Origin of the sequence: Pseudogemmobacter humi, from assembly GCF_900609055.1 — a bacterium.
GTDB lineage: Bacteria > Pseudomonadota > Alphaproteobacteria > Rhodobacterales > Rhodobacteraceae > Pseudogemmobacter > Pseudogemmobacter humi.
Window position 1 is genome coordinate 324063 of the sequence record NZ_UXAW01000051.1, and the last position, 12611, is coordinate 336673.

The following is a 12611-nucleotide window of genomic DNA, read 5'->3' on the forward strand; positions in this document are numbered from 1 at the left end:
GCGCCCGCAGGGTTAACGCGCGGTTAAGCCGACACCCCTACTTCGGCCGCCACTGCGGCACGGGACTTGCGCGCCCGCTCGGTCGCCGATTTCAGCTGGCCGCAGGCCGCCATGATGTCCTCGCCCCGCGGGGTGCGGATCGGCGAGGCGTAGCCCGCCTTGTAGATGATATCGGCGAAGGCCTCGATCCGCTCCCAGTCCGACCGCTCATAGGGTGAGCCGGGCCATTCGTTGAACGGGATCAGGTTGATCTTCGCCGGAATGCCCTGGATCAGTTTCACCAGCCGGCGCGCATCGGCATCACTGTCATTCACGCCTTTCAGCATGACATATTCAAAGGTGATGCGTTCGGAATTCGACAGGCGCGGGTAATCCCGCAGTGCGCCGAGCAGCGTCGCCAGGTTCCATTTCTTGTTGATCGGCACCAGCTTGTCGCGCACCTCATCGGTGGTGGCGTGGAAGCTGATCGCCAGCTGGCAGCCGATTTCCTCGGCGCAGCGGGCGATTTCGGGAACCACGCCCGAGGTCGAAAGCGTGATGCGGCGACGCCCCAGAGCGATGCCCTCATCATCGCGCACGATCAGCATCGCATCGCGAACGGCGTCGAAATTGTAGAGCGGCTCGCCCATGCCCATCAGCACGATGTTCGACAAAAGCCGCTCGCCGGTGGAGCCCTGGCCGGGCTCGGGCCATTCGCCCAGATCGTCGCGCGCCAGCATGACCTGGCCGACGATTTCGCCGGCGGTCAGATTGCGCACCAGCTTCTGCGTACCGGTATGGCAGAAGGAACAGGTCAGCGTGCAGCCGACCTGGGACGAGACGCAGAGCGTACCGCGGCCTTCCTCGGGGATATAGACCGCTTCGACCTCATGGCCGCCCGCGATGCGCAGAAGGTATTTGCGGGTGCCGTCGGCCGAGACCTGACGGGTCACGATCTCGGGCAGCGCGATCTCGAATTTCCGGGCCAGCAGTTCGCGGTAGTCTTTCGCAAGATTGGTCATCGCCGCGAAATCGCGCACGCCCCAGTAATAGACCCATTGCCAGATCTGGCCGAGCCGCATCTTCGCCTGTTTCTCGGGGGTGCCGGCGGCGATCAGCGCCTCGCGCAGTTGCCCGCGCGTGAGGCCGACGATGTTCACGCGGCCGGTGTCCGGCAGCTTGCGCGGCAGGGTCAGCACGTCCTGGGTGATCGGGGCAGAGGGTGCGCGCACGGCGGGCGGCGTCAGGTCATTCATGGGGCAGATCCTTGCGGGTTGGCCTTGCTACAGGCGATCTGGCTGATGTCCCGGGTCTTTTACGCGATTCCCGGGAAAAACGAAAGCGCCCCGGCGAAGCGGGGCGCCCGGAAAGCAATCGGCGCGCGTGGCTTACTTGCAGCGCGCGGCGGCGTCGTCCATCGCGGCGGTGAAGCCGCGCAGGCTGAACGTGTCCTTGGTCTGGGTGCCGCGGCCCGAGCGCGCGCTGACCACCGCATCGGCCCCGGCGCGCAGCGCCTTGATCAGCGCGGCATCGTCCCCGGCCGAACCCGACCAGGCCCATTCGCCGTCGGTGAACAGGTCAAAGCTGGTGCCGCCGACATTGACGTTCACCGTCGAGCCCTGGGCGAAAGGATAGCCGCCGGTGAACGAGACCTGCGGCGCGACGCCCGGCCGGTGGGTCACGAACAGCAGGATATCGCCGCGCCGGACCGAGACCGGCTGGCCGTCCTTGCTGTTCACCGTCTCGCGCGGCTTGGAAACGCCCCAGCATTCCTTGGGGTTTTCGTCGACGAAGACGTTCCAGTCGGTCATCGTGCCGACCCGGTTCGTCGATTCCTGCGCCATGGCGGCCCCCGGAACCCCAGGGGGGGCCAGCGGCGCGACCAGTGCGATTGCGCAAGCGCCAAGGGCGCGGCGAAGGACGGTAGTCATGTCTGACGCAGCCTCCAAGCTGTCTTTGTGCCTCTGGTGCGGCCCCGCGAGCGGCTTGCGCCATTCTGGATCTGGCGGGGGCATCCTGAACCCGATACGTCAGAAATACTGAAAAAGGCCATTGGGCGAAAGCCCTCTGGGCAGAAAATCGCAGATCTGTGAGGGGATGGGATGGCGGCAGGCAAAGCGGGGCCGGACCGGGGGGGCGATCGGCGGGTGGATCGTGGCGCGGCGCCGATGGCGGAACTGTGGCGCGGCGGCGTCCTGGAGAGCACCCATCTGGGCCATGCGGTGATCTGCGATGCGAAGGGCATCGTCGAGGCCTGGGGCAATCCGGGGGCAGTGATCTTCCCGCGCTCGTCTTGCAAGATGATCCAGGCGCTGCCGCTGATCGAGACCGGCGCGGCCGATGCGCGGGGGCTGGGGGCTGAGCATCTGGCGCTGGCCTGCGCCAGCCATCAGGGCGCGGCGTTGCATGTGGAAAAGACCGGGCGCTGGCTGGCGGATCTGGGGCTGAGCGAGGCCGATCTGCGCTGCGGCGCGCATGAGCCCGACGACCGCGACGAGCGCGAGCGGCTGATCCGCGCGGGCGAGCGGCCCTGCCAGTTGCACAACAACTGCTCGGGCAAGCATTGCGGTTTTCTGACGGTGACGCAGCATCAGGGCTGGGGGCCGGACTATGTCGATCCCGGCCATCCGTTGCAGCTTGCGATCCGCGAGGCCACCGGGGAGGTGGCGGGCGAGGAAATCTCGGGCATGGGCATCGACGGCTGTTCGGCGCCGAATTTCGCGATCAGCCTGGAAGGGCTCGCCCGCGCCATGGCGGCATTCGCTGCCGCGCGCGAGGGGCAGGGGGTGCGGCAATCCGCGATGGCGCGGCTGGTCGGTGCGATGATCCTGCATCCCGAACTGGTCGCGGGCGAGAAGCGCGCCTGCACCGGGCTGATGCGCGCGGCGCAGGGCCGGGCGGCGGTCAAGACCGGGGCCGAGGGCGTTTTCGTCGCGATCCTGCCGGGGCAGGGCATCGGCGTGGCGGTGAAGGCGCTGGACGGTGGGACGCGCGCGGCCGAGGCGGCGATCGCGGCGCTGCTGGTCAGGCTTGGCGCGGTGGAGGCGGCGGATCCGCTGGTGGTCAAGCGGCTCAACCCGGTGCAGAGGAACTGGCGCCGGCTGGAGACCGGCGAGATCCGCGTGGCCCCGGGGTTCCGCTGAGCGCGCGGCGCTTGATTTGCCGGGCGGGGGCGGGCAGACTGGCCTTATGAACATGGAAGCGCCCCTTCCCTTTCCGGCGGGCCGGTCCGAGCCCGATGTGATCGCCTTTCACCGGCAGGAGCTTTCCGTGATCCTGAGCCTTTACGGCCGGATGGTCGCGGCGGGGGAGTGGCGCGACTACGCCATCTCGCACGGGCGCGAGGCAGCGGTGTTCTCGATCTTCCGCCGCACCGCCGAGACCCCGCTCTACCGGATCGAGAAACGCCCGAAGCTGCGGCTGAAACAGGGGATGTTCGCTGTGCTGGGCGAAGGGGGCCAGGTGCTGCGGCGCGGGCATGATCTGCAACAGGTGCTGCGGGTGCTGGAGAAGAAGCTGATCCGTCCGGTGGACTGAAGCCGCGGAGGGGGGCTGTCTGCCCCCCGCGCGCGCCGGAGGCGCGCTCCCCCCGAGGGTATTTGGATCAGGATGAAAACCAGGTTGCCTTACAGGGCGCGGCGGCGGGCGAGGATCTGGCCGCCGTAATGGGTTTCGATCCGGGCGGTGGCGGCGTCGAGGTCCTCATAGGCGACCGACATCGTATAGCCGTTGGCGTGGAGGAGGCGGCCGGGGCCTGCGACCAGCGCGACATGGCCCTTCCAGAACAGCAGATCGCCGCGTTTCAGGGGCGCGGTCTCGGGGAGTTCCGCGCCGACCTCCTGTTGCAGGTCGCTGTCGCCGGGGCAGGCGAGGCCGGCGGCGTGGAAGGCGAGTTGCACGAGGCCCGAGCAGTCCACTCCGGCGACCGAATTGCCGCCCCAGAGATAGGGGGCGCCGATCAGGCTCTCGGCCACCGCGACCGGGTCTTTCGCGGGCTGACCGAGCGGCGCGAGGTGGATGGCGGGGACGTAGCCCTGGGGCGTTTCGGCCCAGGGCCCGCTCTCGCCGGTGACGGTGAGACGCGCGTTCAGATAGAGCGGATGCAGCGGCGGCGCCTGGACCCGCGGCTCGGGGTAGAGATGGCTGGCCGGGCTGCACAGGCGATGGGTGGCGGGGCGGGGGGCGGCGAGGTCCTGCTCCGCCAGCCAGCCGCAATAGCCGTCTTTCCCGGCCATGACGAAGGCGTGCCCGTCGCGCCGGTCGATCACTGTCACCGCGTCGCCGAAGAGCAGTTGCCGGTCCATCGCGCCGCCGGGTGCCGCCCGCAGCGCGGCGAGGGGCGCGGCGACGCAGGCGGGCTCGCCCGCGGTCAGCGGCACTCCCCGGTCTTTCAGCGAGATATGGCCGATCCGGCCCGAGAACGGGGTGAGGCGGCGGTCGCTCACAGCCCGAGCATCTCTGGCAGCGCGTTCAGGATCGCCCGCGCGCCCTGGCCCGCGCCGCCTTTGGGCCGCGCCGGGGCATCAGACGGCGTATGGCCGTAGATGTCGAAATGCATATAGCGCGGATGGGCGGCGAAGCGGCGCAGGAACAAGGCGGCGGTGATCGCCCCCGCAAAACCGAAGCCGGGCGCATTGTCGAGATCGGCGATGCCGGGCTCGATCACGCTCTCATAGGCGTCGTGGAACGGCAGCCGCCAGACCGGATCGAACCCGGCCCTCGCGCCGCGTTCCAGCGCCGAGGCAAGGCCCTCGTCGTCGGTCCAGTAGGGCGCCAGATCGGGGCCGACCGCGACCCGCGCCGCGCCGGTCAGCGTCGCCATCGAGATCAGCGCGTCGCATTCCTCCTCACCCGCGTAAGCCAGCGCGTCGGCGAGGATCAGCCGCCCCTCGGCATCGGTGTCATTGACCTCGACCGTCAGCCCCTTGCGGCTGGTGAGAATGTCTTTCGGCTTCTGCGCATTGCCGGCGATCACGTTTTCGACCGCCGGAACCAGCAGCCGCAGCCGGACCGGCAGGTCCAGCGCCATGATCATCCGCGCAAGGCCCATCGTGGTGGCAGCACCCCCCATGTCCTTCTTCATCAGTAGCATGCCGGACGAGGGCTTGATGTTCAGCCCGCCGGTGTCGAAACAGACGCCCTTGCCGACCAGCGTCAGCCGCGGGCCGCGGCTGCCCCAGCGAAGGTCGAGCAGACGCGGCGCATGCGGGCTGGCGCGGCCCACCGCATGGATCATCGGGAAGTTCCGCGCCAGCAGATCCTCGCCCCGGATCACTTCGGTGGTCGCCCCGAATGCCTCGGCGAGGGCGAGGAAGGCGGCCTCCAGCTGATCTGGTCCCATGTCCCGGGCCGGGGCGTTGATCAGATCGCGGGTGAGGAATTCACCCGCGGCCATGGCGAGGATCCGCGCGCCGTCCATCCCTGCCGGGGCCTTCAGCCGCGCCGGTTCGGCGGGCGGCTTTCCGGGCCGGTAACGGTCGAAGCGATAGGAGGACAAGAGCCAGCCGAGCGCCGCTTCGGTCGCGGCATCACCCGCCAGATCGCCCTCGATATGCCAGGCGCCGCCGGGCAGGGCGGCTGCGGCTTTGGCAAGTCCGAAGCGGGTGCGCCGCCGCGCCTGATCGCTGCCGAGGCCGGCCACGGCTCCGGCAAGGCCGCCGTCCGCCCCCGGCAGAAGCCGCAAGTCGCCGAGGCCCGCCTCGAAGCCGGTGGCGGTCAGCCAGGGCGCGAAGGCTGCCCCCCTGCCTGCGAGAAATCCGGCCAGATCCCCGGGTGTCACCACATGAAGCGGCAGCGATTGCGCGCCGGGATCGGCGAAGGCGGGCGAGCGGGCGGCGGGGTCTTGCATGGGGCATCCGGATAATGGTTTCGTGCCCGAGCCTAACGCCTGCCGCCGCCGCCGCAAGCGGGCTTGCGCGCGGGCCGCGCCGCCGGCTTCCTCCTGAGCCTGATACCCCCGCGCGGCGCGCAACCGGGCCGCAAAGCCCGGTCCTCTTGCCGGGGTCCGAAACCCGGAACCCCTGCTTTTCATCCTGACCCAAATACCCCCGCCCGGCGGGCAAAGGGCCGGGCACCGGCCCTTCCTCTGAGCGCGGCGCCTCATTCGCGCGCGGCTGTTTCGCGGGCCGCCGCGCGGGCCCTTGCGGGGCTCAGCCCGACAGATCGGCGAAATCCTGATCCGGCCGCAGCGAGCGTTCGGCCACCCGCAAGAGCCGCGCCCAGACCGCGGCAAAGGCGGTGCCATCGCAGCGTTCCAGGCACCCGCGCGCGTCCATCGCCACCAGCGCGAGGCTGGTCATGCCCAGATTGTCGGCCATGGCGCGCAGCTTCTGCATCTGCCGCCCCAGATCGTTCAGATCGTGCTGGCGCACCTGTGCCGCCAGCCCGGCCATCGACAGCGCCAGTTCGCCGAGCGCGCGGCTGACCATCTGCCCGGCCGCTGCGGGGCCGAGATTGCGGTAGATTGCGGCGATCACCTCGCCATCCTGCCGGATCCGCTCCTGCGGATGCAGCTTTACGATCTGCTCCATATGACACCCCTGTCCCCTGAACCCCTGCCGGCCGCAGACCCATGCCGCCACGGCCCCCGCGCACCCCGCGCCGGTTCCGCGACACCGCATGGCGATGGCCCGTTTCCCATGTCCAGGATGGGGTCGGGATGCTTTAGACTTTGCTAAGCCACGCGCCGAAAACCGCATTTTTCCTCTCGAATTTTGTGCGAATGCAGCGTAATTCCGGGGGCAAAGGAGCAAGCCCATGGTTCATGCCCGCATTCTTCCGCAATACCTTGTCCAGCGCTTTCACGGCTGGCATGCGACGACCTATCAGAACAATCGCGCCTGGTATCGCCGTCTGGCGGAGACCGGCCAGCACCCCCGCGCCATGGTGATCTCCTGCTGCGATTCTCGGGTGCATGTGACCTCGATCTTCGGTGCCGACGAGGGCGAGTTCTTCATCCACCGCAATATCGCGAACCTGGTGCCGCCCTATACGCCCGACGGCAAGAATCACGGCACTTCGGCGGCGGTAGAATATGCGGTGACCGCGCTGAAGGTCGCCCATATCGTGGTGCTGGGTCACTCCAACTGCGGCGGCGTCAAGGGCTGCCATGACATGTGCACCGGCCATGCGCCCGAGCTTGAGGAAAAGACCAGCTTCGTCGGCCGCTGGATGGACATCCTGCGCCCGGGCTTCGAGAAGGTCGCGCATCTGCCGCAGGAGGCGATTCTTCAGGCGCTGGAAAAGCAGGCGGTGCTGACCAGCCTCGACAATCTGATGACCTTCCCCTTCGTGCAGCAGGCGGTCGAGAACGACATGCTGACGCTGCACGGGCTGTGGAACGACACCGGCGAGGGCGCACTGGAACAATACGACCCCGAGCGCGAGGGGTTCGTTCCGGTCTGAGGGCCGGTCCGGGGGGGGGCGGTTTAAATCAGACGGGCCGCCCGGTCAGCAGGCGGGGCAGTTCCCCGCTCAGTCCGGCGGCCTGGCGGATGAAGCGCCGCCTCAGCCCCGGCAGCGCGTTCACCACTCCGAGCCCGAGGTCGCGGCCAAGCCGCAGCACCGGGTTGTCGTTCGAGAACAGCCGCGTCACCCCATCCATCCCGAGCGCGAGCAGCGTGGAATCGAACCGCCGCCAGCGCTGGTATTCCTCAAGCGTCACGCCTGATCCGATATCGTCGCCGCGCCTGCGCGCGAGGATCAGCACCTCGGCCAAAGCCGCCACGTCGCGCAGCCCGAGGTTCAGCCCCTGGCCCGCGACCGGATGCACCCCATGCGCCGCATCGCCCACCAGGGCCAGGCGGGTGTCGATGAAGCGCTCTGCCAGGGAAAGCGTCAGCGGATAGGTGAACCGCGCCCCGGCGAGCCGGATTTCGCCCAGGAACGAGCCGAACCGGGGCCGCAAAGCGGTCAGATAATCCTCGTCACTCAGCGCCTGGATCTCGGCGGCGAGGCGTTCCTCCTCGCTCCAGACGATCGAGGAATGATGCCCGCCCGGCAGCGGCAGGATCGCCAAAGGCCCGCCCGGCATGAAGAATTGCTGCGCGCAGCCCTCGTGATCCAACTCGTGCCGGATCGCCGTCACCAGCGCGGTCTGGCCGTAGGCATGGCCGAGCCGCCGGATCCCCGCCCGCGCCGCCACCTCTGATCCCCGCCCGTCGCAGCCGACCAGCAGCGCGCCCGCCAGAACCCGCCCCGAGGCGAGCGTGACGCTCACGCCCGCCGGGCCGGTCTCCTGCGCCACCACGGTCTCGCCTGACAGCAATGTGATGCCGGGCGTCGCGCGCATCGCCTCAAGGAAGGCCGCATAGAGGAAACGGTCCTCCAGCATGAAGCCCATCGGCCCTTCTTCAATCTCATCGGCGTCGAAGGTCAGGAAGAACGGCGCCGGGCCTTCGCCGGGCCGCCCGTCGCTGGCGCGGATCTTCAGGATCGGCTGCACCTTGTCGGCAACCCGCGGCCAGACCCCGATGGCCGACAACAGCCGTTTCGAGGCGATGGCGAGCGCATAGGAGCGGCCGTCGAAACCGGCTTCGGCGCGGTCGGGGGCGGGGCGGGCGTCGATCACAGTCACGCTCAGCCCGCCCTGGGCCAAAGCCAGCGCCAGCGCGGGCCCGTTCAGCCCGCCGCCCGCGATCAGCACGTCACTTTTGCCACCCTCTGCCATGACCAACAGCTAGTGCCGGTCTGCGGGATTGTCCATGCGGCTGCTTGCCGTTAGCGTCAGGCAAAGGGCAAGCAGGCGGGCGAGCGTATGGGCGACATCTGGTTCAACAGGACGGCGGCGGAACTGGGGCGTGAGATCGGCGCGGGCCGGATCCATCCGGTGGAACTGGCCGAGGCCTTCCTCGAACGGCTGACCACCCATCCGCTGGCGCCCCGCATATGGGCCCATGCGACCGGGGCCCGCGCCCGGGCCGAGGCCATCGGCGCCGCCGACCGCGCGAAGACCGGCTTTCGCAAGGGGCCGCTCGACGGGGTGCCGGTCAGCTGGAAGGACAATTTCGACACCGCCGGCACCGCGACCGAGGCCGGATCGGCGCTTCTGCGCGGCCGGGTGCCCGGGCGAGACGCCGAAGTGCTTGAGATGGCGACGCTTTCCGGCCTTTGCTGTCTCGGCAAGACCCATATGTCGGAGCTGGCCTTCTCGGGGCTGGGGCTGAACCCGGTGACCGCGACGCCGCCCTGCCTGAACGATGAGCGCGCGGTGCCCGGCGGCTCGTCCTCGGGGGCGGCGGCCTCGGTCGCCTTCGGGCTGGCGCCCGCCGCCGTCGGGTCGGACACCGGCGGATCGGTGCGGATCCCTGCGGCCTGGAACGATCTGACCGGGCTGAAGACCACCGCGGGGCGGCTGTCGCTGAAAGGCGTGGTGCCTTTGTGCGAGAAGTTCGACACCGTGGGGCCGATCGCCCATTCGGTCGAGGATTGCGCGCTGCTGCTTGCTGCGATGGAGGGGCGCGCGGCCCCCGATCTGACCGGCGCCTCTGTGGCGGGCGCGCGTTTCGCGGTGCTGGAAACGGTGGCCTTCGACGATCTGCGCGATGCGCCCGCGAAGGGTTTCGCGGATGCCTGCACCGCGCTGACCCGGGGGCGGGCGCGGGTCGAGCGGATCGAACTGCCGGAACTCGGGGAAGCGATGGCGCTCTCGGGCGTGCTCTTCACCGGCGAGGCCTGGGGGATCTGGCGCGACACCATCGAGGCCGCGCCGCAGAAGATGTTCGCGCCGATCCTTGAGCGGTTCCGCTCGGGCGCGGAGATCACCGCCGCCGATTACGTCACCGCCTGGCGCCGGCTTGAGGAAATCCGCGCGATCTGGCGCGAGCGCACCGCCGGTTTCGACGCCGTGCTGACCCCCACCGCGCCGATCCTGCCGCCCGACGCTGAACGCCTGCTGACCGACCGCGCCTATTACGTGACCGAGAACCTGCTGGCTTTGCGCAATACGAGGATCGGCAATCTGATGGGGCTTTGCGCGCTGACGCTGCCGACCTCGCAGCCGTCCTGCGGGATCCAGCTCCTCGCCCCCGCCATGGGCGAGGACCGGCTGCTGCGCCTTGGCGCGGGGGCCGAGCGCGCGCTGGGCTGATCCCTGCCGCCGCACGGACATAAAAGCCACAATTTGCCTGGTTAACCCCCTGGGGATGGTTGAGAAATTCTGGACCAACGCAGGATGGGGCGTTATGCTGCCCTGCAAACGGGGCGAATAACGATCCCGGACCAGAGGCAGTCATGGCATTTCCTGAGCGGTTTTCGAACCTGCCGGATTACGCGTTTCCGCGCCTGCGGAAACTTCTCGACGCGCACGCCCCCGGCGGCGAACCCATCGCCATGACCATCGGTGAGCCGAAACATCCGATGCCGGCGTTCGTCGGTTCGATTTTGACGGAAAACCTTGCGGGCTTCGGGGCTTACCCGCCGAACGATGGCACCCCCGGCCTGCTTTCCGCGATCTCGGCCTGGATCCTGCGCCGCTACGGCGTGGCGCTGCCCGAGGACCGGATCATGGCGCTGAACGGCACCCGCGAGGGGCTGTTCAACGCGGCTTTGGCGCTGGCGCCCGAGGTCAAATCCGGCAAGCGCCCGGTGGTGCTGATGCCGAACCCGTTCTACCAGGTCTATGCCGTGGCCGCGCTCGCGCTCGGGGCCGAGCCGGTCTATGTGCCCGCGGGCGCCGCCACCGGCTTCCTGCCCGATTACGCCGCGCTGCCCCCCGATGTGCTGGACCGCGTGGTGGTGGCCTATATCTGCTCGCCCGCCAATCCGCAGGGCGCGGTGGCGCCGCGCGACTATCTGGCCGATCTTCTGGCTTTGGCGGAAAAGCACGATTTCCGCGTCTTTGCCGATGAATGCTATTCCGAGATCTGGCGCGATGCGCCGCCGCCGGGGCTGCTGGAGGTCGCGCAGGCGACAGGCGCCGATTCGGGCAGGGTGGCGGTGTTCCATTCGCTGTCGAAACGCTCGAACCTGCCGGGGCTGCGTTCGGGCTTTGTCGCGGCCGGGACGGAAGAAATCCGCCGCATCCGCCAGTTGCGCGCCTTCGCGGGCGCTCCGCTGCCGCTGCCGCTGCAACATGTCGCCGAGGCCTGCTGGCGCGACGAGGGCCATGTCGCGGCCTCGCTGGCGCTTTATCAGAGCAAATACCGCATGGCGGCGCAGGTCTTCGCCGGGCATCAGCATTTCCGCCTGCCCGAGGGCGGCATGTTCCTCTGGCTGCCCGTTCGGGACGGCGAAGAGGCCGCGCTGCGGCTCTGGCGCGAGACCGGCGTGAGGGTGCTGCCCGGCGCCTATCTCTCGCGCGACGTGGCGGGGGACAATCCGGGCAAGGGTTACATACGGGTCGCGCTGGTCGCGCCCGAAGAAGAAACGCAGCGCGGGCTGATCCGGCTTCGCGACTGCCTGTATGGTTGAGGGACGGCAAGCATGGCGAGCTTTCAGATGAGGCAACGCGATCCGCTGCTGGATCAGGGCACCCAGGCGATGCTGGAACGCCGCGGGCGTGAGCTGATCGGGGTGGGGCTGGTCGTGGCGGCCTTGTTCTTCACGCTGATGCTGGCAAGCTATTCGCCCGAGGATCCGGGCTGGATGGTCGCCACCCAGGAACCGGCGAGGAACATGCTGGGCCGGTTCGGCGCCGCCGTCTCCTCGACGCTGGTGATCCTGATCGGGCGCGGCGCCTGGTCGATGCCCGTGATCCTGCTGGCCTGGGGGATGCGCTTCATCCTGCACAGGGGCGCCGAGCGGGTGCTGGGCCGCATCGTCTTTGCCGTGATCGCGGTGGCGCTGGCCTCGGCCTATGCCTCGACGCTGGCGGTGGGCGAGGGCTGGCCGCATACGTTCGGGCTTGGCGGGCTGTTCGGCGATACGGTCGCCGGGGCGCTGATCGGCATCGTGCCGGGCCCGAACGGGTTCTCGTTGCGGCTGCTGTCGGTCGTCACCTTCTTCGGCCTGATTGCCATGCTGCTGTATGTGACCGGATTCAGCCGGGTCGAGCTGCGATCCATCCGTCAGGCGCTGCTTTACGGCTCGGTCATGCTTTATTCCATGCTGATGCAGGCCATGGGCAAGGGCGGCGCCGCCGCGCTGGACCGCGCCCGCGATCTGTCCGAGCGCCGCCGTGCCGCCCGTGCCGAGCCCCGCTCTGCCGCAGTGCAGGGGGCCGGCTGGAGCGCGCCGCAGCCGATGGCCGCCCGCGCCGCCGTGGTGCGCCGGAGCGAGCCGCCGGTCGATGCCGATCTGGCGCCCACGCCTCTGGGCGCGGCGCAGGCCTGGAACGCGCCCGCCAGTCTGCGCGCCGAGCCGCGCCGCTTCGAGCCGCCCGCGGATCTGCCGAAGGAAAAGGTCGGCTTTCTTGCCCGGATGCGCCGTGTGGTCGAGCCCGAGCCGGAACTGATCGAGCCGGAACTGCCCGCCACCCCCGATCCTCTGCCGCCCGGCGAGGACCGCATCCGCGCCCGCATCACCGATGTGATCCGCAACCGTGCCCGCAGCACGGCGGTGGCAGGCGCCGCTCCGGCGGTTGCGATGACTCCCCTTCAGGCCGCGATCGCCGCGCGCCGGGCCGAGCCGCCGCTGGTGCGCCCGCGCCGCCCGGTGCCGCTGCTCGCCGACACCCGCCCCGGCAGCCTGCCGCC

12 protein-coding genes are annotated in these 12611 nt (G+C 69.4%); 6 read left to right on the plus strand and 6 right to left on the minus strand.

The features are described 5' to 3' along the window. Positions 1 to 23 precede the first annotated feature (23 nt). Positions 24 to 1235, minus strand: a complete 1212-nt coding sequence (rlmN, locus tag XINFAN_RS07755) for a dual-specificity RNA methyltransferase RlmN (protein WP_124085909.1) — start codon at positions 1233 to 1235, stop codon at positions 24 to 26. A gap of 132 nt (positions 1236 to 1367) precedes the next feature. Beyond that, the gene (locus tag XINFAN_RS07760) at positions 1368 to 1910 is read right to left on the minus strand and encodes an invasion associated locus B family protein (protein WP_124085910.1); all 543 of its coding nucleotides are present in this window, start codon (positions 1908 to 1910) and stop codon (positions 1368 to 1370) included. A 171-nt stretch (positions 1911 to 2081) separates the two neighbouring features. Between XINFAN_RS07760 and XINFAN_RS07765 the strand changes: the two genes are divergently transcribed. Then, entirely contained in the window at positions 2082 to 3122 is a 1041-nt protein-coding gene (locus XINFAN_RS07765) for an asparaginase (RefSeq protein WP_233352162.1), read from the plus strand. 52 nt (positions 3123 to 3174) lie between these two features. Continuing rightward, on the plus strand, positions 3175 to 3516 hold the full coding sequence (locus XINFAN_RS07770; RefSeq protein ID WP_233352163.1) for a DUF2794 domain-containing protein: 342 nt from the start codon (positions 3175 to 3177) through the stop codon (positions 3514 to 3516). A gap of 89 nt (positions 3517 to 3605) precedes the next feature. Here the strand turns inward: XINFAN_RS07770 and XINFAN_RS07775 are convergent, their stop codons facing one another. From XINFAN_RS07775 to XINFAN_RS07785, 3 genes are all read right to left on the minus strand, one after another. After that, positions 3606 to 4424, minus strand: coding sequence for a C40 family peptidase (locus XINFAN_RS07775; protein ID WP_124085912.1), 819 nt, complete (start codon positions 4422 to 4424; stop codon positions 3606 to 3608). After that, positions 4421 to 5827 carry a leucyl aminopeptidase family protein gene (locus XINFAN_RS07780; RefSeq protein WP_124085913.1) on the minus strand — a complete coding sequence of 469 codons (1407 nt, stop codon included), beginning with the start codon at positions 5825 to 5827 and terminating at the stop codon, positions 4421 to 4423. The genes XINFAN_RS07775 and XINFAN_RS07780 overlap by 4 nt, the downstream gene beginning before the upstream one ends. 301 nt (positions 5828 to 6128) lie before the next feature. Next, positions 6129 to 6509 carry a hypothetical protein gene (locus XINFAN_RS07785; RefSeq protein WP_124085914.1) on the minus strand — a complete coding sequence of 127 codons (381 nt, stop codon included), beginning with the start codon at positions 6507 to 6509 and terminating at the stop codon, positions 6129 to 6131. Between the two features lie 226 nt (positions 6510 to 6735). On the opposite strand from XINFAN_RS07785, the gene XINFAN_RS07790 reads away from it, so the two are divergent. Further along, a complete protein-coding gene (locus tag XINFAN_RS07790; RefSeq protein WP_124085915.1) occupies positions 6736 to 7383 on the plus strand; it encodes a carbonic anhydrase in 648 nt (215 codons plus the stop codon). Positions 7384 to 7411: 28 nt separating this feature from the next. On the opposite strand, the gene XINFAN_RS07795 is transcribed toward XINFAN_RS07790, so the two are convergent. Continuing rightward, positions 7412 to 8647, minus strand: a complete 1236-nt coding sequence (locus XINFAN_RS07795; RefSeq protein WP_124085916.1) for a UbiH/UbiF/VisC/COQ6 family ubiquinone biosynthesis hydroxylase — start codon at positions 8645 to 8647, stop codon at positions 7412 to 7414. 87 nt (positions 8648 to 8734) lie between these two features. Between XINFAN_RS07795 and XINFAN_RS07800 the strand changes: the two genes are divergently transcribed. From XINFAN_RS07800 to XINFAN_RS07810, 3 genes are all read left to right on the plus strand, one after another. Next, the gene (locus XINFAN_RS07800) at positions 8735 to 10066 is read left to right on the plus strand and encodes an amidase (RefSeq protein WP_124085917.1); all 1332 of its coding nucleotides are present in this window, start codon (positions 8735 to 8737) and stop codon (positions 10064 to 10066) included. A gap of 143 nt (positions 10067 to 10209) precedes the next feature. Further along, positions 10210 to 11388 (plus strand): aminotransferase class I/II-fold pyridoxal phosphate-dependent enzyme, encoded by a 1179-nt coding sequence (locus tag XINFAN_RS07805; RefSeq protein WP_124085918.1) that lies wholly within the window; start codon positions 10210 to 10212, stop codon positions 11386 to 11388. A gap of 12 nt (positions 11389 to 11400) precedes the next feature. After that, positions 11401 to 12611: DNA translocase FtsK 4TM domain-containing protein (locus tag XINFAN_RS07810; RefSeq protein WP_199286382.1), on the plus strand; the 1211-nt coding region annotated here is incomplete at its 3' end.